This window comes from Larkinella ripae, from assembly GCF_054780775.1.
Map to the genome: position 1 here is coordinate 192445 of NZ_BAAGVR010000008.1, position 16478 is coordinate 208922.

At 56.7% G+C, this 16478-nt stretch carries 11 protein-coding genes; 9 read left to right on the top strand and 2 right to left on the bottom strand.

The genetic code is table 11. The annotated features are described in order from the left end of the window. Nucleotides 1–116 precede the first annotated feature (116 nt). The 5 genes from ACYVHX_RS05650 to ACYVHX_RS05670 all read left to right on the top strand — a co-directional run bounded on the left by ACYVHX_RS05650 (nt 117) and on the right by ACYVHX_RS05670 (nt 8794). Nucleotides 117–1646 (top strand): alginate export family protein, encoded by a 1530-nt coding sequence (locus tag ACYVHX_RS05650; RefSeq protein ID WP_460670651.1) that lies wholly within the window; start codon nt 117–119, stop codon nt 1644–1646. Between the two features lie 15 nt (nt 1647–1661). Further along, a complete protein-coding gene (locus tag ACYVHX_RS05655; RefSeq protein WP_460670652.1) occupies nt 1662–2978 on the top strand; it encodes a NarK family nitrate/nitrite MFS transporter in 1317 nt (438 codons plus the stop codon). 117 nt (nt 2979–3095) lie between these two features. Beyond that, nucleotides 3096–6695 carry a molybdopterin-dependent oxidoreductase gene (locus ACYVHX_RS05660; protein WP_460670653.1) on the top strand — a complete coding sequence of 1200 codons (3600 nt, stop codon included), beginning with the start codon at nt 3096–3098 and terminating at the stop codon, nt 6693–6695. Between the two features lie 83 nt (nt 6696–6778). Further along, nucleotides 6779–8254, top strand: a complete 1476-nt coding sequence (locus tag ACYVHX_RS05665; protein WP_460670654.1) for a rubredoxin — start codon at nt 6779–6781, stop codon at nt 8252–8254. Nucleotides 8255–8305: 51 nt separating this feature from the next. After that, the gene (locus tag ACYVHX_RS05670; RefSeq protein WP_460670655.1) at nt 8306–8794 is read left to right on the top strand and encodes a nitrate reductase associated protein; all 489 of its coding nucleotides are present in this window, start codon (nt 8306–8308) and stop codon (nt 8792–8794) included. Here ACYVHX_RS05670 and ACYVHX_RS05675 read toward each other — a convergent pair. After that, nucleotides 8769–10151 (bottom strand): DUF4932 domain-containing protein, encoded by a 1383-nt coding sequence (locus ACYVHX_RS05675; RefSeq protein ID WP_460670656.1) that lies wholly within the window; start codon nt 10149–10151, stop codon nt 8769–8771. The genes ACYVHX_RS05670 and ACYVHX_RS05675 overlap by 26 nt on opposite strands. A 321-nt stretch (nt 10152–10472) precedes the next feature. On the opposite strand from ACYVHX_RS05675, the gene ACYVHX_RS05680 reads away from it, so the two are divergent. Further along, entirely contained in the window at nt 10473–11357 is an 885-nt protein-coding gene (locus ACYVHX_RS05680) for a gliding motility-associated C-terminal domain-containing protein (RefSeq protein WP_460670657.1), read from the top strand. Between the two features lie 223 nt (nt 11358–11580). Here the strand turns inward: ACYVHX_RS05680 and ACYVHX_RS05685 are convergent, their stop codons facing one another. Further along, the gene (locus ACYVHX_RS05685) at nt 11581–12186 is read right to left on the bottom strand and encodes a DUF3455 domain-containing protein (protein WP_460670658.1); all 606 of its coding nucleotides are present in this window, start codon (nt 12184–12186) and stop codon (nt 11581–11583) included. Nucleotides 12187–12738: 552 nt separating this feature from the next. Between ACYVHX_RS05685 and ACYVHX_RS05690 the strand changes: the two genes are divergently transcribed. From ACYVHX_RS05690 to ACYVHX_RS05700, 3 genes are all read left to right on the top strand, one after another. Further along, nucleotides 12739–13134 (top strand): hypothetical protein, encoded by a 396-nt coding sequence (locus ACYVHX_RS05690; RefSeq protein ID WP_460670659.1) that lies wholly within the window; start codon nt 12739–12741, stop codon nt 13132–13134. Between the two features lie 216 nt (nt 13135–13350). Further along, nucleotides 13351–15315 carry a hybrid sensor histidine kinase/response regulator transcription factor gene (locus ACYVHX_RS05695; RefSeq protein WP_460670660.1) on the top strand — a complete coding sequence of 655 codons (1965 nt, stop codon included), beginning with the start codon at nt 13351–13353 and terminating at the stop codon, nt 15313–15315. A 129-nt stretch (nt 15316–15444) separates the two neighbouring features. Continuing rightward, nucleotides 15445–16455: an FHA domain-containing protein gene (locus tag ACYVHX_RS05700; RefSeq protein WP_460670661.1), complete on the top strand. Its 1011-nt coding sequence runs from the start codon at nt 15445–15447 to the stop codon at nt 16453–16455. Nucleotides 16456–16478 lie beyond the last annotated feature (23 nt).

Genomic DNA, 16478 nt, shown 5'->3' on the forward strand with positions numbered 1-16478 from the left:
TTTGAATCCCGTCATCGCTTCCAAGTTCCGTCTTCACAGGCTGTTGCCTACCACGCTCTGGCGGGAATGTACCGGTTTTTGCGCTGGCCGCGCTTTTCTTTCAACCCACGTATGCCATGAACTTCTCTTTCGGGCGGCTGGCGCTGCTGTGCCTTCTGCTGCCCCTTCTCCATTCGCAAGTCCGGGCGCAAGTCTCGCTGGTCGGCCAGCTCCGCACCCGAACGGAACTCCGTGACGGGTACGGCAATCTGGCGCCCAAAAACAGCCGTCCGGCCGCTTTTACCTCACAGCGCACCCGGCTGACGGTCGGCTACAAAGGAAGCCGCGTTCACTTTCATGGAACCGTGCAGGATGTTCGGGTCTGGGGCCAGGATGCTTCCACCATCAATGCCGCCGACGGAAACCGCCTGATGGTTCACGAAGCCTGGGCCGATCTGACCTTGATCAACCGCGCGGATAGCACCCTGAAGTTTAGCCCCATCGAGCGGTTGTCGCTTAAAATCGGTCGGCAGGAACTGGTCTATGATGACGTCCGGCTGCTGGGCAATCTCGACTGGCTTCAGCAGGGACGCCGGTTCGATGCCGCTTTGCTCAAAGCGCAGCACCACGGCTGGGCGCTGGATCTGGGCGTTGGATTTAATCAGAATACCGATGCCTTCGGGGTAGTCGGAACGGGGTATACGCCCGCCAACGCACCCATCTCAGCCTTATCAACCCTGAACGTTGCGCTGCCGATCCCGGGCGGTTTTTTACCAACGGCCGGGAAGGGCGGAGCGCCGGTGGTGGCCAGTGCCGTCAGTACGAACGGCCAAAACCAGCAGTTTAAGGCGTTCCAGATGGCGTATTTGACCCGCAAGTTTAACGGAACCAAAGTCTCGGCTCTGATTTTCAAAGATGACTTTGCCAAATACCGCATCGACTCGCTGGGCAGTGTTGCAACGGGTTACGTATACGGGCGCCGGTATGATGTTTCCGGCCTAAATTCCCGGCTGACGTACGGGCTCATGCTGACGGGCCAGCGGGAAATTTCCGGCAGCAAAACCGGCCAGTTGCTGTGGCAGGCGTTTGGCTACGGACAGCGTGGCCGCGACCGCGATGGTCTGCGCATCCGCAACGCCTACCACTACGGCGCCCATGTTACTTTCCAAAAAGGTCTGCTGAGCGTGACGCCCGGTTATGAGGTTCTTTCCGGCACCAATGCCGCCCACGCAAAACCGGGTGAAACCGGGCGGTTTGATCCGCTGTACGGCACTCCCCACAAACACTGGGGTTATTTGGATTATTTCTACGTCGGCACGGGTTCGCCGGTCGGCGGGTTGAAAGATGCTTTCCTCAAATTCAAGTACGCCGGAAAACGGCTGACGACGGCCCTGGATGTGCATTACTTCGCGCTGGCGGCAACCACCTATAACAAAATGCCGGACGCTCCGGCCGGTGCCAAACTCGATTCCAGACTAGGAATCGAATACGACTTCACGGCCACCTACAGCTTGAACAAATTCACGACAATCGAAGCGGGATACGCGCTGATGAACGGCACCAATACGCTGGAATACACCAAACAGGGTACCATGAACCAGAAAGCCCGATTGGGCACCTGGGCCTACCTGATGATTAACATTCGTCCCGATTTTTTCGCCAACTAACACGCTCGAACCATCATGAACGCACACGTCAATAAACCACTGGAAACACTACCCGTATTCAGCTTCAAAGGCATTCAGATGCGGACATTTCACATCACCTGGATGACGTTTTTTGTTTGCTTTTTCGGCTGGTTCGGCCTGGCTCCGCTGATGCCCGCCATCCGCGCCGACCTGGGGCTGACCAAGTCCGAAGTGGGCAATACCATCATTGCGGCCGTTTCGGCCACCATTTTCGCCCGTCTGCTCGTCGGTCGGCTGTGCGACACCTGGGGACCGCGGAAAACCTACACGGCCCTGCTCGTGCTGGGGGCGTTTCCGGTGATGCTGGTCGGTCTGGCGCACGACTACACCACCTTCCTGCTTTTCCGGCTGGCGATTGGCGTCATTGGGGCGTCGTTCGTCATCACGCAATTCCACACGTCCATGATGTTTGCGCCCAACATCAAAGGAACGGCCAACGCCGTCGCGGGCGGCTGGGGAAACCTGGGCGGAGGCATTACGCAACTGGCCATGCCGCTCATCATGGCGACCCTCATCGGGTTTGGCTACACCAAACCGGAAGCCTGGCGGCTGGCGATGGTGGTACCGGGCGTGATGATGCTGGTGATGGCGTTTGTCTACTACCGGTTCACGGAAGATACGCCCAACGGCAACCACCGGAACGCCGGATCGGAAGAAACGCAACGCCCGGCAGTGAAAAGCGAGCAAGTAAGCTTCTGGAAAGCCTGCGCCGACGTTCGCGTGTGGGCGCTGGCGCTGGCCTACGGCTGCTGCTTCGGCATGGAAATCACCTTTGACGGGGTGGCTTCGCTCTACTTCTTCGACCATTTTCACATGCAGGAAACCGAAGCCGGTTTCTGGGCCATGCTGTTTGGGTTTATGAACCTGTTTGCCCGGGCGCTGGGCGGAATCGTGGCCGATAAAGTGGGCGCCAGCTACGGGATGCGCGGCAAAGGCATTTTGCTGGCGAGTATGCTCTTGCTGGAAGGGCTGGGCATCATGTTTTTTGCGAATGCCGGAAACCTGCCGCTGGCGATTCTATCCATGATCGTCTTCGCGCTGTTCCTGAAAATGGCGAACGGCGGCACTTACGCCATCGTACCGTTTATCAACCCCAAAGCCGTCGGCGTTATTTCCGGCGTGGTGGGGGCGGGTGGCAACATCGGCGGGATGCTGATGGGCTTTCTTTTTAAATCACAATCGATCAGCTACGGCGAAGCTTTTCTGTACATCGGCGGTATCGTCGCCATCACCGGCCTGCTGCTGTTCCTGGTCAATTTTGGCAAAACCGTCGTCGTCCAACCCGCCGAAGCTGAATTGCAAACCGCGTAAAAGGAATGATGAATGATGAACGATAAATGATGAATTGGCTAACGCAACGCTATTCATTCATCATTCATCATCCCTCGTTCATCGTCCCTCATTCATCGTTCATCACTCCTCATTTCAATGATAAAAACTACCTGTTGTTACTGCGGAGTTGGCTGCGGGATTGTGGTCAAACCGGAACCGAACGGCCGGCTGACGGTGGAGGGCGACAAGGACCATCCGTCCAATCGCGGTATGCTGTGCTCGAAGGGAATGAATCTGCACCACACGGTGATGGATCAGACGGACCGGCTGTTGTACCCGCAGATGCGGTTTGGACGGTCGATGCCGCTGCAACGGGTGAGCTGGGATGCCGCGCTGGAACGGACAGCAGCTATTTTTAAGACGTTTATCCGGAAATACGGCCCGGATTCGGTGGCGTTTTACGTGTCGGGGCAGTGCCTGACGGAAGAATATTACCTGGTCAACAAGCTCATAAAAGGGTTCATTGGCTCCAACAACATCGATACAAATTCCCGGCTTTGCATGAGTTCGGCGGTGGTCGGCTACAAACTCTCGCTCGGCGAGGATTCCGTGCCGGTTTGCTACGACGACATCGAGGAAGCCGACGTTTTTCTGGTGCAGGGCGCCAATCCGGCCTGGTGTCATCCCATTCTCTGGCGACGCATCGAAGCGCACAAAGCCGCCAATCCGCACGTCAGAATCATCTGCGTAGACCCCCGCCGGACCGATACCGCCCGCTCGTCGGACCTGCACCTGCCCATTCGGCCCGGCACCGACATTGTGCTCAACAACGCCCTGGGCCGGTTGTTGATTGAAAACGGTTTTGTCGATGCGGATTTTATTCTGGACCACACAGACGGTTTTGCGGCTTACCGCGAACAGGTGATGCAGCGGACAATAGCCGAAGCGGCCGACCTCTGCGGAATCGACGCCGAAGCCATTCAGCAGGCGGCTGCCTGGATTGGGCGCGCCAACGGTTTTCTGTCTCTCTGGACAATGGGCCTGAATCAGTCGGTGGTGGGCGTTAACAAGAACCTGTCGCTTATTAATTTACACCTGATTACGGGGAAGATCGGGAAGCCCGGCAGCGGCCCGTTTTCGCTGACGGGTCAACCGAACGCCATGGGTGGCCGCGAGGTGGGCGGTTTGGCGAATAGCCTGCCCGCGCACCGCGAAGTGATCAATGCCGCTCACCGCGCCGAAGTTGAAGCGTTCTGGCGGGGGCCGGTCCACATCGCTCCCAAACCGGGGCTGACGGCCACCGAAATGTTCGAAGCCCTGGCGACGGACGAATTAAAAGCCATCTGGATCATCAACACAAATCCGATGGTGAGTATGCCGGATGCCAATGCCGTTGAGAAAGCCCTTACAACCGCCCGGTTTGTGGTGGTGCAGGATGTTTCCAGCCGGGCCGATACGGTGGCGTTTGCCGATGTGGTCTTGCCGGCGGCTGCCTGGCTTGAGAAGGAAGGCACCATGACCAATGCCGAACGCCGGATTTCTTACCTGCCCAAAGTGCTCGACGCGCCGGGTGAGGCCCTGCCGGATGCTGAAATCATCTGGCGATTTGCCGGGAAAATGGGCTTCGGCGACTCCTTCAACTACGCTACTGCGGCCGAGGTGTACCGGGAATACACCCAAATCACCGCAGGCACGAACGTGGACGTTACCGGGGTCAGTTACGAATCGCTGAAAAAACACCGGACCATTCAGTGGCCTTTTTCGAAGGAGGAAAGACGGAAAGGAGAACGGACGAACGGTTTCCCTGATCTTGACCAATCACCAGCCCGAGAAGCCGGAAAACCGTATACCGAAAACCGTATACCGGCCCCCGGCACGAAGCGGCTTTTCACCGACCACCGGTTTTATACGGCGAACGGGCGGGCGCAGATTCAGGCGGTGCCGGACGGCAATGCCTCGGAGCCGACGGACGAGGACTTTCCGCTCGTGCTGACCACGGGCCGCATCCGGGATCAATGGCACACCATGACCAAAACCGGTCGGGTCGCGAAGCTGAGCCAGCACATCCCGGAGCCGCTGCTGCAAATCCACCCCGCCGACGCCCGGGCGCGCGGTATTCGCGAAGGGCAGCTGGTGGTGGTGCAGGGCCGGCGCGGGGAGGTTCGGGTGAACGCACAACTGACCGAAGATGTGCGCCCGGGCCTGTGTTTTCTGCCGATGCACTGGGGTAAAATTCTGAATAACAATCAGGTACGGACGAATAACGTAACCAATTCGCTGGTCGATCCCCGCTCGAAAGAACCGGATTTCAAGTTCACGGCGGTCGAGGTGAAACCGTACCGAAAACCGGTCGAAAAAATTGTGATCATCGGCGCGGGTTCGGCGGGGCTGGGCTTTATCAACGCCTACCGAAAATTGGAATCCGACGACGAAATCCACGTTTTTTCGAAAGAAATTTATCCGTTCTATAACCGGGTTTTGCTGCCCGACTACATCAGCGGGGCGCAGTCCTGGGAGCAGCTCGTGAAGCTGCGCGAAGAGCAGTTTGCCGAAAACCGGATTGTCGTTCACAAGGGCGTCAGCATTGTTCACATCGACCGGAAGGCCAAAATCGTGACCGACAGCAACGGAGTCGAACATGCCTACGACAAATTGTTGCTGGGCACCGGAAGCCGCGCGTTCATGCCGAAGGGTGTTCCCCGCTTGCCCGGCATTTTCAACATGCGGTCGCGGCTGGATGCCGATTCGCTGCTGCCGTTTCTAAAGCCGGGACCGGACGGCGCCGAGCCGCACGCGGTCATTGTCGGGGGCGGTTTGCTGGGCCTCGAACTGGCGGCATCGCTGCGCGAGATGACCGTCCGGGTGACGGTCATTCAGCGGGCGGGGCGGTTTATGGAGCGGCAACTCGATCCGCTCGCCAGCGAATTGCTCAATCTGGAATTGAAAGACCGGGGCATTGAAATTTATTTCAACGAAGAAGTCCAGACGTTTGCCGGAACCCAACGGGTGGAAGGCATTCAGTTGAAATCGGGGCGCAAACTGTCGTGTCAGGTGGTGGTGCTGGCCATCGGAACCGAGCCGAACACCGAACTGGCGCGCGAAGCCGGACTGGACTGCAACCGGGGCGTGGTGGTGAATGAGTATCTGCAAACCTCGGACCCGGCCATTTTTGCCGCCGGCGAACTGGCGCAGTGGAACGGCCAGATGTGGGGCATTACGCTGGCCGCCGAGCAGCAGGCCGAGGTAGCCGCCCGCTTCATTGCCGGTGATGTTTCAAAACCGTATCGGGGCAGTCTTTCAATGAACATTCTGAAAATGGAAGGGCTGCATCTGTGCAGCATCGGCCTCCCCGAAGTGCCCTTGAACGGTTCTGGGTATGAAGAGATTGTCTTTATCGACAAAGCCAAGCGGTATTATAAAAAGTGCATTGTTTACGGCGACAAGCTGGTGGGGGCCATTCTGGTTGGCGATAAAAATGAGTTCCGGGAGTTCCAGCATCTGATTGCCAACGGGCTTGAACTGTCCGAAAAAAGGCTGCAACTGCTGCGGGCCAGCAAAACCGTCGATCCGGTGGAGGGCAAGCTGGTCTGTTCCTGCAACAGCGTGGGGCAGGGCAATCTCGAACGCGCCATCGCATCCGGCTGTACCGATTTTCAGCAGCTCTGCCAGAAAACCGGCGCCGGAACCGGCTGCGGCTCCTGCCGCCCGGAAGTACGCAGCATCTTGGAAAAGAGCAGAGAAGGAGTGGTTGTATAAATTATGAATGATTCATGATGAACGATGAATGCCTGCAGATAAAAACCAGTCATCGTTTATCATTCATAACTCATCATTTAAAAATGAGGGATTATTATACCTTGAAAATCAACATCCCCGCGGGGATTGTGTCGCCCGGTGCGTTGCAGCAGGTGTTGACGGCGGCCCACGGCGCCAACGTTCGGCAGGTGCGGTTTGGGGCGCGCCAGCAGTTGTTGATGACGGTCCATTACGAAGATTTGCGGGCTCTGGAAAAGGAGCTGAAACCGCAGCCGGTGCGCTATGAAGTCAATACCGATCAGCACCCGAATATCATCAGTTCGTACTGCGGGGAGGACGTTTTCCGGACGGGAGCCTGGTTGCGGGAAAGCGAGTATCACACGGTCTTGGATCAGTTTGACGAACCGCCCCGCCTGAAGGTTAACCTGTCGGATTCGAGCCAGAGTTTTACGCCGTTTTTCACGGGCAATCTGAACTTCATTGCCTCGCCCGAACCGCACTTCTGGTATTTGTACGTCCGTCCGAAGCAGAGCAATACGGTTTTTCGCTGGCCGGACCTGATCTATACCAACGACTTGGGGCGACTGGCGAAAGCCGTGGAAACGGCGCTGCTGGAGGGGTGGAACGCCGGTACTTCGCTGGACGAAGAAACCCTGTACGCCCTGGTGGCGCATCGAAAAGCGTTCATTACGCAGCCCGCGACGCAGGAAGTGGAACTGCCGGAATTTTCGCTGCCGTATTACGAGGGGTTCAACCGCTACGGGCAGCGGTCGTGGCTCGGACTTTACCGGCGGGATGAGCAGTTTTCGGTGGATTTTCTGCTGGATCTCTGCGCGTTATGCCTCAAAACCCGCATGGGCGAAATCTGCGTAACGCCCTGGAAATCGTTGATTGTGAAAGGCATTGAAGAAAAAGACCGGGCCCTGTGGTCGTACGTGCTGGGTAAACACAACATCAACGTCCGGCACGCGGCCAACGAACTGGCCTGGCAAACCGAAGACCATACCGACGAAGGACTTCACCTGAAAAACGACATCATCCGGTATTTCGGCAAACACGATACGCGCACCTTCGGGCTTTGTTTTGGCGTGCAGACACGGCCCAAATCTGAGGTGTTCGGGTCCATTCTGGTTCGCAAACGGCCCTTGCTGAAAATTGGGCAACTGGCGTTAGTCAGCGTCTACGATCTGTATTTTACCGAAAACTTTAACCCGAACAGCCGCACGTATTTCCGCTTTGAGAAAGGGCTGCTCAAGGCATTTGTGCCCAACCAGATCGACCGGCTGTGCCGGAAATTCAACAACCGCCGGCTGCTGGAAAATGGAAAAACCGTACGGCCGGAAACCGAGCCGGCCGAGTTGGCGGTCGAACCCGAAAACCGGGTGCACCAGTGTCCGCACTGTTTTACCGTCTATGATCCGCAGTACGGCGACGAACGCAACGGTATTCCGGCGGGCGTTCCGTTCGAAAATCTGCCGGCTGATTATGGCTGTTCGACCTGCGACGCCCCGAAACCTGAGCTGGTGGAGGTAACGCTTGCCCTGATCAAAATGGATTGAATAGGCTGGTCGAACACTTTTTCGCTCTTTATATCTTTTATGCGTTGACTCATGAAACCACAAGCCGTTGAAACCGTCTTTTTCGCTTTTGAAACCGATTTTGTCGATACGTTCCGGTGTATTCCCATGATCGTGCGGTACAAGCTCGATACCTGCGGACTGAAGCTGAAATTGCCCGAATGGGTGAAGCTGAGCGGGGCCGAAAAGCGGGAGCTGGCGGTCCGGCCCTGTCACACGGTTTTGGAAATCGCGCACTACCGGCAGTATTTGCTGGAACGCGTGGCCGAACGGTGCCAGAAAACCGTCAGCGACTTGCCGCCGGTCGATGCCGGTTGGGAGCAGCTGGGCGAGGTCCCCGCTGAGGTGCAGCAAAAAACCGCCGAATGGGGCTGTCCGCCTTTGTCGCTCACGCAGTGGATGCACCTGGACGTCATGCAGCGGTTTGCACTGGTAAAGCTGAGTCGCTCCGGGCACGAGGGCCGCAACTTTCCCCGCGCATTGAGCGAGTTTGGGCTTATTGCCGACCAGCCCACGCAATAAGGGCGGGGTACAAGTCGGCGACGGTCTGCCCCGGATTCCGGTTTTGGTACAACTTTAACAGCTCCTCATCGAACGCCCGGAACTGCTTGAATCCCCGGCCCGTCACCATGTTTTGCTCTAGCTTGGCTTTGAGCGTTTCAAACGTGGGTTTGTCGAACAGGTCGGCATACAGCAGGGTCACCAGCCCGTAGTTCATGTATTCTTCAAAACAGCTGAGCGGATTGTTGTAATTAGCCGACGGTTTTCCGGGCGTGATCCAGTTCGACAGATCCTTGTAGGCAACGGCAATTTCTTTCGAATACTGATCGGCTTCCGGATTCAGGTAGCTGTGGTTGAGCTCCGTAAAAACGATTAGCATCCGTCCGGCCTGGGTGATCGCGGCCGGTTGCTGGGGGGCGGTTTTGTTGACAAACGGAAAATTGACGTGGGCCTGGGCCTCTGTAAAACCGTTGTCGCTGAAATTGTTCGCCGATTGATTCCAGCCGACCAGGGGCGTAAACAGCACCTTGACGGCCGAATAGCGGGTGCGCGGAAACTGCTTTTCGAGCCAGCGCTTCATCGTGGCCACGTCGATATTCTCCTCGTAATCCTTGATCAGACCTGTATAATAAGCGGTATGGTTTTGGAAAAAGGCCCGAAACCCGGTTTTCTGGGCAAACGCTTCCAGCAGCGGAATGTACGGTTCGAGCACGTTGGTTTCGCCCCAGCTAACACGGTCGTAAACCCCGGTTTTCCGAATCTGATCGCCGGTGAAGGCATACGCGTAACTGTCCATTTTCAGCGGGGCGTAAAGATCCTGCGATTTCGTCAGCAGCGAATCCATGGTGCGGACGGCCGCGTGTTGTCCGAAGGGCGAAAAGTGGGCCATCACCGCGCGGTAGTAGTCGGTATTTTTGTGGATGGCATCGGTCTTGCCGTAGTTGGTCAAAGCGAAGAGAACGTTGATCAATTCGTAGACCTCCGGAATCTGAACGATGGTTTTGCCCTGATTTTCAGTTTTGTAAGCGTCCGTAAACGTGGCCGGTTTGACCAGTTTGTGCGCGCTGAACGAACAGGTAAGCGTGTCGCCCTTGGCTTCGCGGATGATCAGCCAGGTGGTTTTGACGCCGTGTTGGAGGGGCAGCGCGACGGAATCCTGTTCGGTAACGATCGCAAATGGCGTGGTGGCCTGGTCGGTTCCAAAATCGTAGGAAAACGGGCTTGGCAGCTCGTTGATGCCATTGAAATTTCCGCGTTCGTTGTTCACGTACAGGCTTACGTGGTTTAGTTTCGTGCGAACCACCAGACGGGGGGCGGTTTGGGCCAGGGCGGTATTCAGGATTGAAACGAAAAGCAGAAAAGCGGTAAAGCGCTGCATAAGGACAAAAAATGGACGCCTAAGTTTACGGAAAAATCGAATCTTCCGATCAGCCGGCGCACCGAATTTCGGAAAATGTTCTTCAATAGGGCGCCATTTCGGCATTTTCCGGTAGGTAACTGACCACCTGGGGGTAGAATGACGCCGGGTGAATGCAATTTCACGAAGCTCATTTTGAATCGGACGCGAAACGATGTGACTTTTTTCGGCGGGGGCAGTCTATATAAGCACGGGTTGGAAAAGGCTTTCGCGGGTCTGGCGGCTAAAGCCATCGGAACTGACGGATCCAACCTGAAGGGACTGAACGAAAAAGCAATACATATGAAACGGGTTTTCTTTTTTTGGGTGCTGTGCATTCCTTTTTTTGCTGAAGCGCAAAAGGGTCGTTTCGACGTCCGGTTGCAACTCAAAAAGGCCGACTGTGGTAATCAGAAAGTGCTGGTAACGGTCGAATTGAAAGCCCACGACGACGCCAGTTCTTTTTTGATGGGCAACGCCAATTTTCGCTTTTCGTACGATAGTCGCGTATTGAAAAAACCGGAAATCGTTGAACAGCAGAATTTTACCAGCCTGGGCGAAAAAGCCAGTGAAAACTATTCGCCGATCACCTTGAACGGTTCGGTGGAGCGCAGCACCCAGGGAATTGTCTCCCTGAATGTTTTTTACAGTGGCTCGGATGAAAACGCTTCGCCGGTGAACGCAGCCTGGCTGCCCGTTGCCACCCTGCAATTCGATCTGGTCAATCCGAAGGAGAAAGCCGGAACGGTCATTGAGTGGCACGACGACAAATCGTTTCCGGTGACGGGCCTGAGCGAAGTGGTGCTAAAGAAAAATGGGACTGCTTTCGACTATGACATTCACCTGGTAAAGGCGGGTGGCGTGTTTGAAAGCCTGACCATTCCGTCGCTGGCGGCTTTGTGCTCCGGGGCCAATCCGGAGGTGGCGGGTGAGGTGGCGATACCCGAAGGTTTTTCGCCCAATAACGACGGAACGAACGATAATTTTGTGCTCCGTAACCTGGGTGGGCTGCGGGCTGAAGTGACCATTTTCGACCGGAATGGTACCGTGATTTACGAATCAAAAGACTATCAAAACGACTGGAACGGGCGTGATCGGAATAAAGACTTGCCAAGCGGTACTTATTTCTACAGCATTCGGCTCAGCGATGGCCGGAAATTTACCCGCTCCCTGACGCTTTCGCGCTAGACGCAGAAGCCGTTGCTTTAAAGAAAAAACACTTTTTAAAAACCGGGTCGTGAATGAGTTAGGCTAACCAGCCAGGCTTCTTCACGACCCGGTTTTTGTGGGAACTCCTGGCAACATTTCCCGAAGGAAGCTCTTGCTACCAAAGGCAGTAACGAAGCATCCGATTTACATTTCTCACTCCTCCCTTCTTGATCTATGAATCGGCATCAAGCCCGGGCGGTGGTCAAAGCGTTCGTTTCGAGAAGCGATACACGGCCGTGTAGGGAACCTCAACGGTTTCGGTGGCCGTGGCCGGTAGGGTGGCGGGGGCTTTTCCGCCCGTGGTGGCAATGCGCTGAATGAATTCCACCTGCTGGAAAATACCGCTGGCGACGGTGCCCGGTTTAGGCATTAATAGCAGCCAGTCGATGCTTTTGGGGTCCAGGCTGGCGGTTTTCGCCGGCGAATAGGCTTGTCCGATCACCTGATCCTGATTGGCTAATTGCCAGGTTGGTCCCGCGAAGTGCGTTCCGACCTGGGCGTTGGTGGCGTCGTACAAGCGGGCTTCCGGCGCCACAAACACCCATTCGTAGGTAAGCGGATCGCTCCCCGCTTTGGCCTGGGCCTTGTATTTCTGCACCCCTTCCGCAAAATAAGTGGCTACCCGCGTGTTCCCTTGGGGGGCATTCGCCGGGAGATCAACGGTCGCCGGAATGCTGAGTTGTTCGCTTTGCCGGATGTGCTCCACGGGCGACGAGCTGGGTTCCAGGTGATCGGAACACGCGCTCAGATTGATGGCTAAAAAAAGCCAGAGACCGCCAAGCGGCTGGCAAGCATTGATTTTGTTCATTTTCGTTCTTGTTTAGCGTACTGAACCGGTTTTGTCCTGAAAACCGGGTAAGGCAATCGCCGGGGCGCTTCCCCAATAGCCGCCAGAAACCCGATCGGATAAAGACCCGGCAAAGGTCTCGCATTGGCAAGCCGGAAAAATCACCGATTTCCGTGAATTTTTCGTCCCTGAATTCCGTGATTTTTGATCGAAAGACTGAATTTGAATGGGCCTGAACCGTTGAACCTGTTTTGCCGCTCTGGCAAAAAACCGGCCTGATTCCCGTCTTTCGGATTGCTGGCAAGCGTACATCGATTTGATCTGCTACATCCGGCTCCGGCATTCCATCGGACGGCTGCTGGGCCGCAGACTGATTGCGTTGCTTCGTCAGTATCTTCTGGGTAAAGGCGCAAAAAAGGGCGGTTTTATGGCTGTAGGAAATAAAGCAGATGCCGGTTTTCAGCGACCTTTCCCAAAAATAGCAGCGATTGACCCATTTGTGACAGGCTTTTGGCGCCCCGTTGCGGACCTTTGATTCATCCAAAACCGAACAACACTGCAAACTTTACCGCCATGAAAACGCTCGTCAACTTCCTGCTCGTCGCCCTGACACTGGGTTGCTTCTCCCGGGCTCAGGCCGAAACCCACAAACCGATTGGAGGGCCCAAAAAAGCGGCTGCCTTCCAAACGGGTATTTACACGACTTCCGAAGGCAAGCTCCAGATTGCGCTGCGGAAACAAACCGGCGGCACCGTCAGGATTCGACTGGTGAACAGCGCGGGGGTCGAACTCCTGTATCATAAAATCGGCAAACGCCGGGAAGCAACCCGGTTGCGTCTGGATGTCAGCGCCCTGCCCGACGGGTTGTATCGGGTCGAAATCACCAACGGCCTGGAAACCACGACGCGGGAAGTGACCCTGGCCGCGACTCATGCCTCCGTGGCGCCCCGACTCATCGCCATCAACTAGCCAGCGGGGCTGACCCGTCGCCTACCGGCCGGTTGGCGACGGGTCGTGAAAACCGCCCCGCCCCGGGACACCCGGTTTCCGACAGATTTAAACCGACCGGACGATTCAGGTCCCCAATCCTTTTGTACTTTAGCCCTTCGGTTAGCCGCCAAACCGGAAAGGAATGGGGCAAGGGTGACCACACCGGGCCTTCCGGTGACTCAAACTTAATGAGGAATGAAAACCAAAATACTTCTGGTTGACGACGAAGCCGACCTGGAAACGCTTTTCCGGCAGCGGTTTCGCCGGGCCATTCAAACCGGTACGTACGAGTTTGTGTTTGCCCAAAGCGGCCGGCAGGCGTTGCAGATTCTGGACGAGCAACCCGATGTTGACCTGCTGCTGACCGATGTCAACATGCCCGACATGGATGGCCTGAGCCTGCTGGACCGAATTTCCCAGGCTCATTCCGGCGTGCCGACGGTGATGCTCACGGCCTACAGCGACATGACCACCATCCGGACCGCCATGAACCGGGGCGCCTTCGACTTCCTTACCAAACCGATCAACTTCGACGACCTGGAAGCGACCATCGAAAAGGGCCGCCGGTACGTGCATCAGTTGCGGGAAACGCAGGAGCTGAAGGCCGTCGATGCAATGAAAACCCGGTTTTTTACCAACATCACCCACGAACTGCGCAGTCCGTTGTCGTTGATCATCTCCCCGGTCGATAAGCTGCTGGAAACCGATGATCTGCCCGATCATCTGCACCAGCCCCTGTCGACCGTTCGGCGGAATGCCCGGCAGATTCTGCGACTCATCAACCAGTTGCTGGCCATCGAACAACTCGAAGCCCGGCAGGTGGAACTGGTCGAACAGGTTGGCAATTTGCCCGCCTTCGTCGAGCAGCTGGTGGACCTGTTCCGCCCCTCGACGGACCTCAAAAACCTGGCGCTGGAATACGAGACGGATCTGCCGACGGGCAATTACCGCTTCGATGCGGCCAAGTGGGAAACGATTCTGTTCAACCTGCTCACCAACGCCATCCGGTTTACGTCAGTCGGAACCATCCGCGTTTCCCTGCATCAGACCGCTACGGGCGCCCGGCTGAGCGTGCGGGACACCGGCATTGGCATTAGCGCGCACAAATTACCGCACGTCTTTGACCGGTACTACCAGGGCGACAACCTGCGCATCCGGGCCAACGACACCACGGGCATCAGCCTGGCGCTGGTCCGGGAGCTGGCGCTGCGAATGGGCGGAACCGTGGAGGTTGAAAGCCGCATTGGCGACGATTCCGGCGAATCGGGGACGGTTTTTCGGGTCGATCTACCCATTCAGCGCACGGGCGCGGAAGACGAAACCCCGGGGTTGGAAGCGCCCTCGGTGGTCATCGACCTGCCCGCGCAGGCGGGTGGGTCATCGGGAAATACCGTGCCGGGGCTGACCGATTCTCCACCCCTGGTGCTGGTCGTGGAAGACAACGCCGAACTGCGGGAGTTTATGGTGGCCGAACTGGCGACGACCTACCGGGTCCGGTCGGCCACCAACGGCTACGAAGGCTGGGTGCTGGCCAAGGAAGAACTGCCTTCCATCATCATCACCGACCTGATGATGCCGCGCCTGGACGGACACGGTTTGATCGAGCGCCTGAAATCCGACCCGGCCACCGACCACATTGCCATTATGCTGCTGTCGGCGAGCGCGGAAGAAACCCACCGGTTGCGCGGACTGACCCTGGGCGCGAATGATTTCCTGACCAAACCCTTTCACCTGGGCGAACTGCGGCTGCGGTTGCGGAATCTGCTGAGCCACCAGCAGCGGCTGCGGGAGTATTACCGCCAGCAACTGGCCCAGCCCGACAGCGCCAACCCGCTGCAGAGCGTCGGCGACGAATTTTTGCGGAAGGTGTATACGCTGATTGAAGAACACCTGGATGACTCGACGCTCAGTGTGGAATGGCTGGCCGATGAGCTGGCGATGAGCCGCAAGGCGCTCTACCTGAAAGTGCACAACCTGACGCACCTGTCGCCGGTGGAGCTGATTCGGCAGTACCGGCTTCGCAAGGCCATTGATTTGCTGCGGCTGGGGCACAGTGCGGCCGAGACGGCGTATCTGGTCGGTTTTGAATCGCCGTCGTATTTCACCAAGGTCTTTCGGGAGTTTTATCACCAGACCCCAACCTCGTACCGCAAGGGGTAAATAAGCCAGCCGGTTCATTCTCCAACGTGTTGCCTGATCGACCAATTGGTAACATATTTTAAAAAACCAAAAGAAAACTTTTCCCTTTAGCGTTTAAGGGGGAAGGAACCATCTCATTGGCGTTCACACATGGCAGATCAACCCAGCGGCTGGCTCGGCAAATTAAGTAACTTGTTAGTTCCGGCCAGCCAGATACCGATTACTTCCGCTTCCAAAGTCACTAACACCCAGATTTTAAACGAGCTGATAGCCTCGTTCGAGGATTCCATCAACCGGGAGTCCGTCGGGAGCAGCATGCTGTTCAACGCGCACTTTCTAATCATTTTGCACCCGGATGCCTACGAGGAACGCCAGAATGCCTTTCCGGTGATTGTCAACGAAGCCGTCACGGCTTTCCAGGCGGTTATTAAAACGCAGAAAGAACGGTTTTCGCAGGTCGCTCCGGTGGCGTCGGCCTGGTTTTTTAAATTTGGCGGGGGCCGGGAGTTTGGTGGCGAAACCGTCAATCCGGGCGATGTCAAAGTGGTGGGGGCCCTGACGGGGATTCTGCCGGGCCATGCGCCCGTTGCCTCCTCGGACAGTGTGCGCGTCACGCGCCGGGTGAAGCAAACGAACCGCTACGAAAAAGTAGACGTCGACCTGCACACCTTTCAGCACATCGATTTTCGCGAACCGGGCGCTTTTGTCGTCAAGTTTGCCTTTGAACCGACCGCCCCGGCCAGCCACCGTCCGTCGGCTCCGGACCCGGCCACCCGCAACGCCCCGGTTCTGCCCCGCAGCGTGAACGCCCCGGTCGGTCTGGCCCAGATCGAGTACTACATCGCGGAATTGAACAAGGAAGCGGTTTATCCGATGCGCGACCGCGAAATTGTGGTGGCCCGCAAGGAAACCGACAACCAGCATTTTCCGAATTACCTGCTGATCGAGTCGGCCTACGTTTCCAATCCGCACGCCCGGATTCGCTTTAACGACGAGGGCCAGGCGTTTCAGATTGCTTCGTTCAGCCGCAACGAAACCCGGGTGAACGAACGGCTGATTCCGCGCAGCGAACCGGCGAATCCGCAGTGGCATCCGCTCCCGGACAACGCCCAGATTTTACTCAATAGCATGGTCACCCTCAACTTTCAACGTACGCTTTAATAAGTATGATAGATGCGCTGCTG

Coding starts and splice junctions, on each gene's coding strand:
- ACYVHX_RS05655 (WP_460670652.1), top strand. CDS start 1,662: ATGAACGCACACGTCAATAAACCACTGGAAACACTACCCGTATTCAGC.
- ACYVHX_RS05695 (WP_460670660.1), top strand. CDS start 13,351: ATGAAAACCAAAATACTTCTGGTTGACGACGAAGCCGACCTGGAAACG.
- ACYVHX_RS05670 (WP_460670655.1), top strand. CDS start 8,306: ATGAAACCACAAGCCGTTGAAACCGTCTTTTTCGCTTTTGAAACCGAT.
- ACYVHX_RS05680 (WP_460670657.1), top strand. CDS start 10,473: ATGAAACGGGTTTTCTTTTTTTGGGTGCTGTGCATTCCTTTTTTTGCT.
- ACYVHX_RS05675 (WP_460670656.1), bottom strand. CDS start 10,151: ATGCAGCGCTTTACCGCTTTTCTGCTTTTCGTTTCAATCCTGAATACC.
- ACYVHX_RS05650 (WP_460670651.1), top strand. CDS start 117: ATGAACTTCTCTTTCGGGCGGCTGGCGCTGCTGTGCCTTCTGCTGCCC.
- ACYVHX_RS05660 (WP_460670653.1), top strand. CDS start 3,096: ATGATAAAAACTACCTGTTGTTACTGCGGAGTTGGCTGCGGGATTGTG.
- ACYVHX_RS05665 (WP_460670654.1), top strand. CDS start 6,779: ATGAGGGATTATTATACCTTGAAAATCAACATCCCCGCGGGGATTGTG.
- ACYVHX_RS05700 (WP_460670661.1), top strand. CDS start 15,445: ATGGCAGATCAACCCAGCGGCTGGCTCGGCAAATTAAGTAACTTGTTA.
- ACYVHX_RS05685 (WP_460670658.1), bottom strand. CDS start 12,186: ATGAACAAAATCAATGCTTGCCAGCCGCTTGGCGGTCTCTGGCTTTTT.
- ACYVHX_RS05690 (WP_460670659.1), top strand. CDS start 12,739: ATGAAAACGCTCGTCAACTTCCTGCTCGTCGCCCTGACACTGGGTTGC.